This window comes from Catenibacterium sp. UBA627, from assembly GCF_002299355.1.
Classification (GTDB): domain Bacteria; phylum Bacillota_I; class Bacilli_A; order Erysipelotrichales; family Coprobacillaceae; genus Catenibacterium; species Catenibacterium mitsuoka.
Window position 1 is genome coordinate 1 of record NZ_DBPF01000035.1, and the last position, 16,071, is coordinate 16,071.

Annotated in this window: 14 protein-coding genes; all 14 read left to right on the forward strand. The window is 34.4% G+C overall.

Annotation, left to right across the window (positions count from 1 at the left end):
• Positions 1–303: 303 nt before the first annotated feature.
• Entirely contained in the window at positions 304–984 is a 681-nt protein-coding gene (gene radC / locus B2S90_RS02110; RefSeq protein WP_055288722.1) for a RadC family protein, read from the forward strand.
• A 60-nt stretch (positions 985–1,044) separates the two neighbouring features.
• Complete coding sequence (mreC, locus tag B2S90_RS02115; RefSeq protein WP_238703639.1) at positions 1,045–1,896, forward strand: rod shape-determining protein MreC; 852 nt, start codon at positions 1,045–1,047, stop codon at positions 1,894–1,896.
• Between the two features lies 1 nt (position 1,897).
• Positions 1,898–2,437 (forward strand): hypothetical protein, encoded by a 540-nt coding sequence (locus B2S90_RS02120; RefSeq protein ID WP_055235190.1) that lies wholly within the window; start codon positions 1,898–1,900, stop codon positions 2,435–2,437.
• A gap of 165 nt (positions 2,438–2,602) precedes the next feature.
• Entirely contained in the window at positions 2,603–3,442 is an 840-nt protein-coding gene (rpsB, locus tag B2S90_RS02125; protein ID WP_055289668.1) for a 30S ribosomal protein S2, read from the forward strand.
• A 58-nt stretch (positions 3,443–3,500) separates the two neighbouring features.
• Positions 3,501–4,397: a translation elongation factor Ts gene (tsf, locus tag B2S90_RS02130; RefSeq protein ID WP_055235277.1), complete on the forward strand. Its 897-nt coding sequence runs from the start codon at positions 3,501–3,503 to the stop codon at positions 4,395–4,397.
• Positions 4,398–4,530: 133 nt separating this feature from the next.
• Positions 4,531–5,862, forward strand: coding sequence for a uracil-xanthine permease family protein (locus tag B2S90_RS02135; protein WP_286696488.1), 1,332 nt, complete (start codon positions 4,531–4,533; stop codon positions 5,860–5,862).
• 134 nt (positions 5,863–5,996) lie between these two features.
• Complete coding sequence (gene pyrH, locus B2S90_RS02140; protein WP_006504335.1) at positions 5,997–6,713, forward strand: UMP kinase; 717 nt, start codon at positions 5,997–5,999, stop codon at positions 6,711–6,713.
• Between the two features lie 2 nt (positions 6,714–6,715).
• Positions 6,716–7,261 (forward strand): ribosome recycling factor, encoded by a 546-nt coding sequence (gene frr, locus B2S90_RS02145; RefSeq protein ID WP_055235044.1) that lies wholly within the window; start codon positions 6,716–6,718, stop codon positions 7,259–7,261.
• Between the two features lie 93 nt (positions 7,262–7,354).
• A complete protein-coding gene (locus tag B2S90_RS02150; RefSeq protein ID WP_278779138.1) occupies positions 7,355–8,095 on the forward strand; it encodes an isoprenyl transferase in 741 nt (246 codons plus the stop codon).
• Positions 8,095–8,868, forward strand: coding sequence for a phosphatidate cytidylyltransferase (locus B2S90_RS02155; protein ID WP_278779140.1), 774 nt, complete (start codon positions 8,095–8,097; stop codon positions 8,866–8,868). The genes B2S90_RS02150 and B2S90_RS02155 overlap by 1 nt, the downstream gene beginning before the upstream one ends.
• A 15-nt stretch (positions 8,869–8,883) precedes the next feature.
• Entirely contained in the window at positions 8,884–10,032 is a 1,149-nt protein-coding gene (locus tag B2S90_RS02160; RefSeq protein WP_286696489.1) for a 1-deoxy-D-xylulose-5-phosphate reductoisomerase, read from the forward strand.
• Between the two features lies 1 nt (position 10,033).
• Positions 10,034–11,125: a M50 family metallopeptidase gene (locus tag B2S90_RS02165; RefSeq protein WP_286696490.1), complete on the forward strand. Its 1,092-nt coding sequence runs from the start codon at positions 10,034–10,036 to the stop codon at positions 11,123–11,125.
• A gap of 33 nt (positions 11,126–11,158) precedes the next feature.
• Entirely contained in the window at positions 11,159–15,493 is a 4,335-nt protein-coding gene (locus B2S90_RS02170) for a PolC-type DNA polymerase III (RefSeq protein WP_286696491.1), read from the forward strand.
• A gap of 113 nt (positions 15,494–15,606) precedes the next feature.
• Positions 15,607–16,068 (forward strand): ribosome maturation factor RimP, encoded by a 462-nt coding sequence (gene rimP / locus B2S90_RS02175; protein WP_055233922.1) that lies wholly within the window; start codon positions 15,607–15,609, stop codon positions 16,066–16,068.
• Positions 16,069–16,071 lie beyond the last annotated feature (3 nt).

Below are 16,071 nucleotides of genomic sequence, written 5' to 3' on the forward strand. Positions count from 1 at the left end.
TCAAAGGCAGTTGCTTTGCAGAATTTTCAAATGTGACTATGGTTATATCGAAAACAGAGATTTTAATGCTTCTACTAACCTGAGAGATGCTAAAACTTACGAAGTTGCATAAACAAACGCAAACGTAGGTATGTACCGAAGGCTATTTTGGGAATTTATGACTATGGAGTATGCAAGAACTTGTGAATAGATATGATTTCGGTCAATCCAAAGCATACACGAAGAAATAGTAAGTAATGTTCGTGAGAACTTACATTATCTCGATGTGAGTATATTTTATCATATTTTGAGTGGCAGATATTTATGATCAAGGGACTTGAACAGTCTTCTCAGCCTAGAGAAAAAGCACTCTTGAATGGTATAGAATCATTGACCGACGAAGAACTTCTTGCGTTATTATTAAGAACTGGCAATAAAGAGCAGTCGGTTTTAGATTTATCTTCTACGATACTAAGAGAAATACATGGTATGAATGGGTTTCATACTATTACGTTTGCGAAATTATTATCTTTTAAAGGAATTAATAAAGCCAAGGCTATAGGAATTATGGCAGCATTAGAATTCTCTAAGAGAATTAATAATCATACAAATATAAATGAAGTGTATGATAGTCCTACAAAAGTCTTTTATCACTTAGAGACGAAAATGTCTTATTTATCACAGGAACATTTTTTGATTATGATTTTAGATAATCATAATCGTTTAATTGCTGAAAAAACATTATTTATCGGTAGTGTCAATATGTCCATAGTATCAGCAAGAGAAATTTTTAGAGAAGCTCTCGCTTTTAATGGTGTCAGTATCATCTGTGTTCATAATCATCCTTCAGGTGATGCGCATCCATCAAGCGAGGATATTAGTATGACACAGAAACTAGTAGATTTAGGAAAGATGATGAATGTGGATATTGTAGACCATATCATAATAGGTAGAAATCAATATTATAGCTTTAAAGCAGAGAAGGTATATTCTTCAATCTTATAACTGTTTTTCCTTATGATTGCATTTTTCAAAAAGAGATATTATAATGTATTCACCGAGGTGATGTCATTGTATAAAAAGAAGAAAAACAAGCATACGAGAAGAATGATTATCATTACTATAGTATTGATTATTACATCTGTTTATGCTCTTGTTTCAGGTATTACTGAACTACCATTTTCAAGTGTATTTCAGGATACAGTTGCGAATGCTGAATATTATATTATTAAGGCGCCAGTAAAATATGTAAAGAATGTCTTTACTGAGTATCATGATCTAAAACTTGTTTATCGTGAAAATAAGAAATTAAAGCGTTCACTTGATAATTATGCAAGTGAACTTGCGATGAATGAAGTATTATCAAATGAATTGTCAGAAATGAAGAAAATTACAAATATTGAATCTTTACCTACTGACTATAAAGTAAAATATACAACAATTATTGAAAGAGATGCTGAATCATGGAGTAACCAAGTGAAGATTGATATGGGAACTAATTCTCAGATCAAGAAAGGCATGGCTGTTATTACGTCTAAAGGAATGATTGGAACAGTTACTAAAGTAGGCACTATTTCTTCTACTGTGACATTGCTTTGTTCAGAAAATAACAGTGTTCAGCTTCCTGTGATGATTGTGGATGGTAATAATATATATTATGGTTTATTAAATGGCTATAATGTAAAATCTGGAACTTATAAAGTCTCTTTATTATCTACAGTGGATAAGATTCAAAAGGGATTAAATGTAACTACTAGTGGGTTGGGTGGAAAAGGAAAGTCTCCAAGAGGTATCTTAGTAGGCAAAGTGGAAGGATTTAATGCTGGCAATGATGCGAGTGGTAAATATGTTACTGTAAAGCCATCTGTTAACTATGATACATTAAATTATGTAGCAGTTGTGCAGAGGGTTAATTAATATGAAGAATAATCAGATCATCAAGAATTTCCTGATTATGTTTGTATGTTATTTGATTGATAGTGTGATTAATTTCTTTATTCCAACTAATATCAATCGTTCTGGTCTTACATTTGTTCCCTGTATTGGGCTGTTGATGTTTTCATTATTAACTGTTACGATTCATGATAAATCTGAAAGATTTTTCTTTGGAGCAGCATGCGGTCTTTATTATAGTGTATGTTACTCAAATTCATTAATGGTCTATATTCTTATTTATTGTGCAATTACTTTTGTAAGAACATATATTTATAGAAATGACAACATTACATGCTTTGAATCAGTAGTATATGCAGGTCTTATCATTACGTTTAAGGAATTTGTAATATATTGGTTGATGCTTATTTCGCGTTCAACTTATATTGGTATCATTCAGTTTACAACAATGAGATTTATTCCTACATTAGTTATGAATCTCATATTTGCATCAATAGTATATCTCGTATATAAACAATTTGATATCCATATCGAACCAAATGATTTTGACTTAAAAGATATTTAAGAGAAGAATTCAATTTCTTCTCTTTTTTTATTGTATTTCATTAAATTTTATGGTAATATGTCATGGTGTTTGAAATACACACACTATGGATTCATGGTTCGAGTGCCTAACAGGTGAGCTATGTTAGAAATAGTGGAGGAAAAAACAAAAAGGAGGAAATTACACATGCCAGTAATTTCAATGAAAAAATTATTAGAAGTTGGTGTTCATTTCGGACATCAGACAAAGAGATGGAACCCAAAAATGGCTCCATACATCTTTACATCAAGAAATGGAATCTATATCATTGACTTAAAGAAGTCTTCAGACAAATTAGATGAAGCTTATCAGGCAATGAAAGAAATCGCTGAAAAGGGCGGTAAGGTTTTATTTGTTGGTACTAAGAAGCAGGCTCAGGAAGCTGTTCAGACTGAAGCTGAAAGATCAGGTTCTTATTTCGTAAATTCTAGATGGTTAGGTGGAACTTTAACAAACTTCAAGACTATCCAGAAGAGAATTAAGAGACTTATTGAACTTGAAAAGATGGAAGAAGACGGAAGCTTAGAACAGTATACTAAGAAAGAAGCAGTTCTTCTTATGAAAGAAAAGGCTAAGTTAGAAAGAAATCTTGGCGGTATCAAAGAAATGAAGAAGTTACCAAATGCTTTATTCGTTGTTGATCCAAAGGTTGAACACAATGCTGTTGCTGAAGCTAAGATTTTAGGTATCCCAGTATTCGGTATCGTTGATACTAACTGTGATCCTGATGAAGTAGATCATGTTATCCCTGCAAACGATGATGCAATCAGAGCTGTTAAGTTAATCGTTGCTGCTATGGCTGATGCTATCTGCGAAGCTAAGGGTGAACCTACTACTGTAGCATTCATTAAAGATGAAGAAGAAAAAGAAGTAACAATGAACGATGCTGTTGCAAGCGTTGAAGAAAATAAAAACAACAAAGGACCAAGATATAAAAACGGCCCTAGAAGAAATAAAGCTCCAAGAACTGACAAGACTGAAGCATAATCAAAAGGAGAAAGCATTATGCTTTCTCCTTTTTAATAAAAATACGGAGGAAAAACAAATGGCAATTAGTGCAAAATTAGTAAAAGAATTACGTGAAAAAACTGGTGCAGGTATGATGGACTGTAAAAAGGCTTTAGATGCAACTAACGGTAATATCGAAGAAGCTTTTGACTGGTTAAGAGAAAAAGGTATCGCAAAGGCAGCTAAGAAGGCTGATAGAATTGCAGCTGAAGGTTTATCTGCATTTGTAATTGATGGTAATAAGGCGGCTTTAGTAGAAGTTAACTCAGAAACTGACTTCGTAGCTAAGAATGCTGAATTCCAGGAATTAGTAAACAATGTTGCAAAGACTATCGTTACAAATGAACCAGCTGATTTAGATTCAGCTTTAAAGATTGAATTAGATGGTAAAGACCTTGCTACTGCAATCGCTGAAAAATCAGGTAAGATTGGTGAAAAATTATCTTTAAGAAGATTTGTTGTTATGACTAAGGCTGATAACGAAGTATTCGGTGCTTACTCTCATATGGGTGGTAAGATCACTGCTTTAGTTAAGATCGCTGATAGCGATGAAGAAAAGGCTAGAGACGTTGCTATGCACGTAGCTGCAAGTGCTCCTCAGTTCATCGATAGATCAGCTATCCCAGCAGAACATATTGCTAAGGAAACTGAAGTATTAAAGAAACAGGCTTTAGAAGAAAATGCTAAGTCAGCTAAACCTAAACCAGAAAACATCGTAGAAAAGATGATTGCTGGACGTTTAAATAAAGAATTAAAAGCTATCTGCTTAGTTGATCAGGAATTCGTTAAGAACCCTGATTTAACAGTTGCTCAGTTCTTAGGAAATGGTAAAATTGTTGAAATGGCTAGATTCATGGTTGGTGAAGGCATGGAACACAAAGAAGAAGACTTCGCCGCTGAAGTAGCTGCTCAGATGGCTGCTGCTAAAAAATAATTATGGGTTTTAGAAGAAGTACAATATGTACTTCTTTTTTTACTATTTTCTTATAATGATAAATACATTGCATATTAGAGATTTACGTGTTATCATCTGAATTGTATTTTTTGTATACAAACGAGGAGGAAATATGAGTAAAGATCAAACTAGTATGTCTGAAGAACTTTTCAAAATTGATGGAAAGCCTTCTACATTACAAGCTTTACCTTTGGCACTTCAGCACGTTGTGGCAATGGTTGTCGGATGTGTTGCACCTGCTATTATTATTTCAGGAGTTGCTGGACTTTCAGCAAGTGATTCAGTTATTCTGATTCAGGCTGCATTAACTATGTCTGCAATCTCTACATTATTTCAGGTTTTTCCACTATTAAGAGGAAAGAAGTTTTCTATTGGATCAGGTTTACCTGTTATTATGGGAATTAGTTTTGCTTATTTGCCTACTATGCAGGCTATTGCTGGTGAATTTGATATTGCCACTATCTTAGGTGCACAGATTGCTGGTGGTATTGTTGCGGTTATTGTAGGTATATTTGTAAAAAAGATTAGAAAATTCTTCCCACCACTTATTACTGGTACAGTTGTATTCTCAATCGGATTATCATTGTATCCTACAGCTATTAATTATATGGCTGGTGGTGCAGCTTCTAAATCTTATGGTTCTTGGCAGAACTGGCTTATTGCGTTTATAACATTAGCTGTTGTTACTTTCTTGAACCATTATGGTAAAGGGATTTTCAAACTTGCATCTATCTTAATTGGCATTATTGTTGGCTATATTATTGCTTTATGCTTTCATATGGTGGATTTCTCAGCTGTTGCCAATGCGTCTTGGTTCGCTTTACCACAATTTATGCATTTTGGTGTTAAATTTAATCCAGCAGCCTGTGTTGCTATAGGAGTATTATTCGCTATTAACTCTATTCAGGCTATTGGTGATTTCTCTGCTACTACTACAGGTGGTATGGATCGTATGCCTACAGATGAAGAATTAAATGGTGGTATTGTTGCTTATGGTTTAACTAATATCTTCTGTGCTTTATTTGGTGGGTTACCAACTGCTACTTATAGTCAGAACGTTGGTATCGTTGGTTCTACAAAAGTTGTTTCTAAGAAGGTATTTGGACTTGCTGCATGTATTATTTTAGTTGCTGGCCTTATTCCTAAGTTCTCATCACTTCTAACTACAATTCCTTATTGTGTACTTGGTGGTGCGACTGTATCTGTATTCGCTTCTATTGCAATGACAGGTATTAAACTTATTGCATCTCATCCTATGGATTTCAGAAACACAACAGTTGTTGGCTTAGCTGTTGCTTTAGGTATGGGTGTTACTCAAGCGAACGCAGCACTTGCTACATTCCCATCTTGGGTTACAACTATCTTTGGTAAATCTCCAGTTGTACTTGCGACTATTACTGCAATTATATTAAATTTAATCTTACCAAAGAATAGTAATTCATAGATATAAATGACTTCCTGAACATTTGAACAGGAAGTTTTTTCTTAAAGAGTATTTTTTGTCTCATTAGTTCACTGTTGACTATAAAGTTAATTCTATTTATAATTAATTTGTAGATTTTACAGAAGGAGATTCATATGAATTATAAAAGAGTTTTATTAAAAATAAGTGGTGAAGCTCTGGCTGGTGATCAGGGCTTTGGCATTAATCCTATTGTAGTTAAAGATATCGCAGAACAGATCAAGGATGCAAAAGATCTTGGTGTTGAAATTGCGATTGTTTGTGGCGGCGGTAATATCTGGAGAGGTAAGACTGGTGCTGATATGGGTATGGAAAGAGCAAGCGCTGATTACATGGGTATGCTTGCAACTGTTATGAATGGTCTTGCATTGCAGAATGCCTTAGAATCAATTGGTCTTGAAACACGTGTTATGACTGCAATTGATATGAAGGAAGTTGCTGAACCATATATCAGAAGAAGAGCTGTACGTCATCTTGAAAAAGGTCGTATTGTTATTTTCTCAGCTGGAACTGGTAGCCCATATTTCACAACTGATACAACAGCTGCATTAAGAGCTGCTGAAATTCATGCAGATGTTATCTTGATGGCTAAAAATGGTGTAGATGGTGTTTATTCAGCTGACCCTAAGTTAGATCCAAATGCTGTTAAGTTTGATAAGTTAACTTATTTAGATGTTCTTAATAAAGATTTAAAAATCATGGATCAGACAGCTATTACTTTATGTAAAGACAATAATATTGATTTAAGTGTATTTAATATGCAGAAAGAAGGAAATATTGCGCTTGCATGTAAACAGGAAGTAGCGGGTACAATTATTTCAAAGGGAGAATAATAATGGTAGAATTAGTACTTGAAGAAGCAAAAGAAAAGATGGAGAAATCTGTAGAAGCTTTCTCTAATGAATTAGTTAATATTAGAACAGGACGTGCTAACCCAAGCATGCTTGATAGAGTTATGGTTGAATATTATGGTTCACCAACTCCTTTAAATCAGGTAGCAGGTATCTCAGTTGTAGAAGGTCGTCAGTTAGTAATCAAGCCTTATGATAAGAATTCTATGAAGGATATTGAACATGGTATTTATCAGTCTGATTTAGGTTTAACTCCACAGAACGATGGAACTGTAATTCGTATCGTTATTCCACCTCTAACTGAAGAAAGAAGAAAAGAAATGGTTAAGCAGGTGAATAAACTTGCTGAAGAAGCTAAGGTTGCTTTAAGAAATATCAGAAGAAATGCAAATACTGATGTTGAAAAAACTGGCGAAACTGAAGATGAAGTAAAAGCAGGTAAGGAAGATGTTCAGGATTTAACAAATGAATTTGTTAAGAAGATTGACCAGATTGCTAAAGAAAAGGAAAAGGATTTAATGACAGTTTAATGCCATTTAAAGGAGGATTCATAAAGTCCTCCTTTTTTGATTGTTTGAAAATGTAGTGCACTATGCTATAATACGGTTTATGAGGTGATTATAATGCTTTTTAAAAGAAAAGAAAAATATACATTAGATATGGATCGCATCCCAGCACATATCGCATTTATTATGGATGGAAATGGAAGATGGGCTAAAAAGAGAAAAATGCCTAGAACATATGGCCATCATGAAGGAACTAAAACAATAAGAAATCTTGCTTTAGAAGCGAATAACTTAGGTGTAAAAGCCATGACTGTTTATGCTTTTTCTACTGAAAACTTCAAGAGAGAACAGAGTGAAGTAGATTATATCTTTAAGTTGCCTAAAGAATTCTTTTCTCTTTATTTTCAGGAATTAATGGATAATAATGTTCGTATTATGACAATAGGTCATTTAGAACTAGCTCCAAAGGAAACGCAGGATATTATTAATGATGCAATCACAAAGACTAAAGATAATACAGGTTTAAAACTTGTCTTTGCATTCATCTATGGTGGTCGTGATGAAATTGTTGAAGCTACTAAAACAATTTGTGAAGAATATAAAGAAGGAAAAGTGAGCCTGGATAATATTACAGAAGATTATTTTGAGTCACATTTAATGACTAAAGAATTACCACCTGTTGATTTAATGATTCGTTCAAGTGGTGAGTGCCGTTTATCTAACTTCTTATTATGGCAGCTTAGTTATGCTGAATTTATTTTTGATGAAGCATATTGGCCTGATTTTAATGCGGAAAAACTACATGAATGCATCTGGAAGTATCAGAATAGAGACCGTCGTTATGGAGGCGTAAAATAATGAAACAAAGAATCATAACAGCGATTGTATTAGTTGTACTTTTTTTACCATGCGTTATTGTAAGTGGTATACCTTTTAAAATTCTCATGGCTTTTATTGGAGTAATGGCCACATATGAATTACTATCTATTACAAAAGAACCTAAACCTCATTTTTATTTATACATTGTATTAGGTGCTTATATTTTAGGATCATTATTCTTTTCAAAAGGATTACTTGTTTCTAATATGTTTATTGTAATCTATATGGTTGTTTTATTAACTTGTGGAATTTTTGATGCAGGTATGCCTTTTTTAAGAATTTCCTATTATTTCACAAGTGCTACTTTAGTTGCCCTTGGTCTTCATGCTGTTTATTATTTTAGAACAGCTCTTGATCTAAGATATGTTATCTTCTTAGCACTTGCAACTCTTGGAGCTGATACATTTGCTTATTTTGTTGGCCGTGCGATTGGTAAACATAAATTAAATCCACGTCTTTCACCTAAGAAAACTATTGAGGGTTCTATTGGTGGTATTGTATGTGGTGGATTATTAGCTCTTGCTTATGCTTATTTTATGCATATTCCTTACCCATTGACTCATCTTGCTTTAATGAGCTTTGTGCTTGCAACAACTGGGCAGATTGGCGATTTAACATTCAGCTCTATCAAGAGAACTTTTGAAGTAAAAGACTATTCCCAGATTTTCCCTGGTCATGGTGGGGTATTGGATCGTTTTGATTCAATTATCTTTAACTCCATGATTCTTGGATTTCTACTTACATTACTCTAATTTAGGAGGTAGTTTATGAAAAATATTACAGTACTTGGTGTTACTGGTTCTATTGGAACACAGACACTAGATGTTGTATTGGGACATCCAGATGAATTCAAGATTGTGGCCATGTCAGCGGGTCATAATATCAAGAAATTAGAAGAAATCATGAGTCAGCTTCCTGTTGCACATATCTGCGTACTAGAACAGGCAGATTTCGATTATCTAACTGAAAAATATCCAGACCGTCATTTCTATCTAGGACAGGAAGGATTAATTCAAATCAGCACATTAGAAGAATCTGAAATCGTTCTTAATGCGATTGTTGGATTTGCTGGACTATTACCAACTATTGAGGCAATTAAGGCGGGTAAAGATATAGCACTTGCTAATAAAGAAACTTTAGTTGTTGCAGGTCATATTATTATTCCTCTTGCAAAAGAATATAATATTCAATTATTACCAGTAGATAGTGAACATAGTGCTATTTTCCAGTCAATGCATGGAGAATACCCAAGAGAGATTTCTAAAATTCTTTTAACATGCAGTGGTGGAAGTTTTAGAGATAAGTCTTTAAGTGAACTGAAAGATGCTACTGTTGAACAGGCTTTAAATCATCCTAACTGGAGTATGGGTGCTAAAATTACCATTGATAGTGCGACTTTAGTTAATAAAGGATTAGAAGTCATGGAAGCAAAATGGCTTTTTGATGTAGATTATGATGATATTGAAGTTTTAATTCATCCTGAAAGTGTGGTTCATTCTATGATTGAATGTACAGATACAGCTGTAATTGGTCAGTTAGGAACGCCAGATATGCGTCTACCTATTCAATATGCACTGACATATCCTCATAGAATACCTTTAATGAATAGTAAAAGACTTTCTTTGTCAGATATAGGAACACTTCATTTTTATAAGCCTGATACTGAAAGATTTAAAGCATTACCTCTTGCCTATCGTGCAGGAAGAGAGGGTGGAAGTATGCCTTGTGTATTCAATGGTGCCAACGAAGAAGCCAATCAGTTATTCCGCAATGGAAAGATTAAGTTCTTAGAAATTGTAGATTTGATTGAAGATGCAATGAATGCACATAATGTTGTAGAAAATCCAACTCTTGATGAATTAATTAAGATAGATGCAGATGCAAGAGCTTTTGTAAGAAAGAGAGTAGGTTTATAAGATGCAGACTTTAATTAATATATTAGTATTCCTGCTTATTCTTACAGGAATTATAGTAATACATGAATTAGGACACCTTATTGCAGCTAAATTCTTTAAGGTTTATTGTGGTGCATTTAGCATTGGTATGGGTCCAAAAATTTTTGGTAAAAAAGGAAAAGAAACAGAATTTCAGATTCGTGCTTTGCCAGTAGGTGGATTTGTATCTATGGCAGGAGAAGCAGATCAGGAAGATAATGAAGAATTTAAGGATGTTCCATTGGATCGTACATTAAAGGGCAAGAAGACTTATCAGAAGATTATTATTATGCTTGCAGGTGTCTTCATGAACTTTATGCTTGCGCTTGTTATCATGTTATCTGCAAATCTCACAGGCGGACAGATCAACGTAAATCGCTGTGAAGTAGGTTCACTTGTAGAAAATGGTTCTGCAACGAAGTATGGCTTTAAAAAAGGTGATGTCATCACTAATATTGAATGTAAACAGACAGGTGTTTCTTATGCAGTGGCAAGTTATGAAGACCTTCATAATGATATGACTAAGAAGGCATTAAAGATAGAATCTAAAAATGCGACATTGGATATTACTGTTAGACGAGGCAAAGATAGTATCGTTATTAAAACTGTAACACCTTATAATGAAGAACAAGGACGCTATGTACTTGGCTTCATGCAGGTAACTCGAAGAATGAGTGTGACTGAGGCATTAAGTTATACATCTAAACAATTATGTGAGATGTCTACTGCAATTTTCAATGCGCTTGGACAGCTTGTAGTTAACTTTGCAGCTACTATTAAGCAGATGTCTGGGCCAGTTGGTATTTATAAAGTGACTTCACAAGTGAGAGAATCTGGTTCAATTACGACACTTCTTTATTTAGTGGCTATGTTATCTGTGAATATTGGTATCTTCAACCTATTGCCTATTCCAGGTTTAGATGGATATCAAGCCATTCTTTCACTTATTGAAGGTATTATTCATAGGGAAGTTCCTGTGAAAGTGAAATATGCATTGCAGGTGCTTGGTCTCGCACTTGTATTTGGTCTCATGATTGCAGTAACTTATCAGGATCTGCTGCGATTATTCCAGTAAAGGAACTTCGGTTCCTTTTTTAAAGGTGATTTTATGAACAAATTAAGTATTTTATTACAACAATTACATATAGAAATGAATCAGGCTTTTTCTCATGCTGATATTACAAGAGTTGTAGTCCATAATGATAGCCGTTATACCTTTTATATTAGCTCACCTGAATTAATGCCTCTTAGTAATGTAAAGGCTTTAAAAGAAGCACAGCACTTATTTCCTTATCCATGTGAATTTCTCTTTGAAACAACATTAAATCATTTTAAAAAGGAAGATGTAATTGAATATAGTGAGTATATTATGCATTCACTACTAGGAAATGTACCAGAAATGCAGGGGATGACTAAAGAAGATTTAGATTTAAAGGGTGATGTTTTAACTTTGCATACTGTTAATCATATTCAATGTGATTCAATTAAGACACAGCTTCCTGAAATGCGTTCTTTACTATCAGGATTTGGTATTGATATTGATCTAAGAGCTGAAGTAGATAAAGACAATCATGATTATCAGCAGACGATTGCAAAGATGGAAGAAAACAAAGGGGTGCATATTGATTCAAGTGCTTTAGAAAAATACAATGAAGCAATGAATGAAGCACCTGCACCTTCATATTCTAAGCCAGCAGGTAACTATAAACGTTATAAGAAAGAATATGTAATGACTCAGATCAGTCAGTTAGATAACACCATGCGTGAAGTGACTGTACAGGGATATTGTTTCCAGGAAGAAACAACACAGGTGAAAAGCGGTAAACACATCCAGACACTTCTTGTGACTGACTATTCTGATAGTATTATGATTAAGAGATTTGAAAATAAGAATCGTAATACACTAGAAGAAATGCAGCAATTGAAAAAAGGTGATAAATGGATTCGTGCTAAAGGTACTTTTGAATATGATAGCTTTGCACGAGAACAGGTTATTATTGCGACTGAGATAGAAATTATTCCAGCTCCTAAAGCACGCATGGATAAAGCAGAGAAGAAGCGTGTAGAACTTCATTGTCATTCTAATATGTCTACCATGGATGGTATTGCAAGTGTAGGCTCCTATATAAAAAGAGCCAGTGAATGGGGTATGAAAGCTATTGCTGTTACTGATCATGGTAATGTACAATCATTCCCTGATGCCCAGGCAGCTGCGGGAGACAAATTAAAGATGATCTATGGTGTTGAAATGAATATGATTGATACACATTTTGATTGTGTATTCAATGCTAATGGTTTAAAGCTCAATGATTTGACTTATGTTTCTTTCGACTTAGAAACTACAGGTTTATCTCAGATTGATGACTATATTACTGAAATAGGTGCTGTTAAGATAAAGAATGGTTTAGAGGTAGGAAGATTACAGACATTTATTAAATCTCCTAAACCTATTTCTAAGAAGATTACAGAACTAACATCTATTACTAATGAAGATATTAGAAATGCTCCTACAATTGAAGAGTTCATGCCTCGTTTGATGGAGTTCTTTGGAGATGATCTATTAATTGCACATAATGGACGTTTTGATATTGGTATGCTTGATAAAGCTTTGGAACGTATGGGAAAAAGTCCTATTAGTAATCCTTGGATTGATACATTACCTCTTTCTAGACGTTTGATTCCATTACAGCGTTCTTATCGACTAGGTGCTGTCTGTCGTTTTTATCATATTCCTTATGATACAGAAGCAGCCCATCGTGCGGACTATGATGCTGAAGTATTAAGCCATTCTTTTAATGTCATGCTTCAGGATTTGATTAAAAAGGGATTTAAAACAATAGATGAAATCAATGATATAGAAATTGAAGAAAGCTATAAACATGCTTTCCCTTATCATATGTGTGTTCTTGCGAAAACACCAGAGGGATTAAAAAACATGTTTAGACTTGTTTCTATTGCGAATACAAAGTATTTCCATCAATGTGATCGTATTCCAAGAAGTGAACTTGAATTTTATCGTGAGGGACTTCTTTTTGGTAGTGGCTGTGTCAATTCAAAAGTATTTGAAATAGCTTCTACAAGAGATGAAGAAGAATTAAGAGAAGAAATTAAATTCTATGATTATATTGAAATACAGCCTTTAGAAGATGCTATGTATCTTGTCGATCGTGGTAAATATGATTCCATTGATGATATAGAAAGAATATATAAGCGTATTATCAAAATTGCGAAGGAAGAAAAGAAACTTATCTGTGCAACAGGTGATGTTCACTTTCTAGATAAGAGAGATAAGGTCTATCGTGAAGTTTTCATTACTAACTCTAAGATTCAGATTAATGGTAAGCCTCATCCGCTTTTTGTGAGAAATAATCCACGTGCTTTAACACCAGATGTTTATTTAAGAACGACAGATGAAATGTTGGAATGCTTCCCTTATTTAAGTGATGAAGAAACATATGAATATGTTGTCACGAATACTAATAAGGTAGCTGATATGATTGGCGACGATATTATTGTCACTAGAGAAGGACTATATCCTCCTTCTATTGAAAATGTAGATGTGAAGTTAAGAGAATTATGTAATAAGAATGCACATGCAACTTATGGTGAAGTCTTACCTGAAATTGTGTCAGCAAGACTTGAAAAAGAGTTGTCCAATATCATCAAGCACGGATTCGCCGTTATTTATTTTATCGCTTCAGAACTTGTAAGAGTATCTAATGAAGCAGGTTACCTTGTAGGGTCTCGAGGCTCTGTAGGATCATCATTCGTGGCCACTATGGCGGGAATTTCAGAAGTTAATCCATTGGCGCCTCATTATATCTGTCCACATTGTAAACACAATGAATTCTTAGATGAAGGTGTTATTGCAGATGGTTATGATTTACCTGATAAGAACTGCCCAGTATGTGGACATAAGATGAAGGGTGAAGGACATAACATTCCATTCGAAACATTCTTAGGATTCAATGCCGACAAGGTCCCAGATATTGACTTAAACTTCTCTGGTGAGTATCAGCCTAAGGCGCATGCTTATACAAAGACGATTTTTGGTGAAGACCATGTCTTTAGAGCAGGTACTATCTCTACTGTTGCAGAAAAGACAGCCTATGGATATGCAAAGGCATATGCGGAGAATTTAGGTTTAGAAGATAATATTCGTAGTGCTGAGTTACAAAGATTAGCCAACGGATGTACAGGTGTTAAACGTACAACTGGTCAGCATCCAGGTGGTATTATCGTTATCCCAAATGATATGGAAGTATTTGACTTTACACCTTATCAGTATCCAGCTGATGATGTGAATGCGGAATGGCGTACAACTCACTTCGATTTCCATAAGATTCATGATAACGTATTAAAATTTGATATCTTGGGACATGTCGATCCAACTGTTATTCGTATGCTTCAGGATATGACAGGTGTAGATCCAAAGTCTATTCCTACAAATGATCAGAAGGTTATGAGCTTATTTAATAGTTCAAAAGCATTGGGCTGTGATTTATCATTCCTTAACTGCAAGACAGGTGCTTTAGGATTACCAGAGTTTGGTACGAAGTTTGTCCGTGGCATGCTTGAACAGACGCACCCAACTAGCTTTAATGAACTTGTCATCATTTCAGGCTTGTCTCATGGAACCGATGTTTATCTAGGTAATGCAGAAACATTGATCAAGTCTGGAACTTGTACATTACAGGAAGTTATTGGATGTCGTGATGATATCATGGTGTATTTAATTGAAAAAGGACTTCCTAACAAGGATGCCTTTGATATTATGGAATGTGTACGTAAAGGGAAATCACCAAAAGTATTCCCTCAAAAGGGTTATGTTGAATTAATGAAGAAGCATAATGTGCCACAGTGGTATATTGATTCATGCTTGAAAATCAAGTACATGTTCCCTAAAGCCCATGCCGTTGCTTATGTATTAAGTGCCATACGTGTGGCATGGTGGAAATTGTATTACCCAAGAGAATACTATGCTGTTTATTTTACAACACGATGTGATTTCTATGATATCGAAACATTGATTGCAGGAAAAGAAGCTGTTTTTGATAAATATCAGGAATGTCTGAAATTAAAGGCAGAACATAAAGCATCTAACAAAGAAGAAGGCTTGATTACTGTCTTTGAAGTTGCACTAGAAATGTTTGAAAGAGGATTGAAGTTCAGCAAGATTTCTCTTGAACAATCTGATTCAAGAAAGTTTATTTGTAATCCTGATGATCCGACTGCTATTATTCCTCCATTTACATCTATTGATGGACTAGGTGATGCAGTAGGAGATTCAGTTGTAGAAGCAAGAAAAGAGAGACCTTTCACTTCTATTGAAGATATTAAAAAGAGAACACGTCTTTCAGGAACGCATATTGAGACATTACAGAAGATGGGTGTATTAAATGGTTTTTCTGAAAGTGATCAGTTAACAATCTTTGATCTATAATTTTTTTACGTGTTTTTCAACATTATTTGACTTACACATTTAACTGTGCTATACTCGATTTAGCAAAAGACGAGAGGGGAGACCCTCTCGTTATTTATTGAATAGGAGGTTCTATGCTAGAGAAAATTAAAGAAGGCTTATTGCCTATTATTGCTTCATTTGAATGTCATCTTGATTCCATGGAATATGTAAAGGAAAAAGGAGAATGGTATTTGCGTGTTTTCATTGAAAAGAATGATGGAAATCTGGACATGGATACTTGTGTTGCAGTCAGTGAAGCTGTAAGCGAAAAGTTAGATGAACTTGATTTGATCAAGGACGAGTATTATCTTGAAGTATCTTCTCCAGGAATTGAAAAGCCATTAAAAACTTTTGAGCAGGTTGAAGCTCATGTTGGCTCATATGTTCACATTGATTTGAAGAATCCACAGAATGGAATCGATTCTCTAGAAGGAACATTGGCCTCTATTGATGGCAAAGAATTATTGATCCAGTATATGGTGAAAGCTGTAAAAAAGAAAATGACTATAAATTATGATGATATTAAATTCATCAGACTCGCTGTAAAGTTCTAGGAG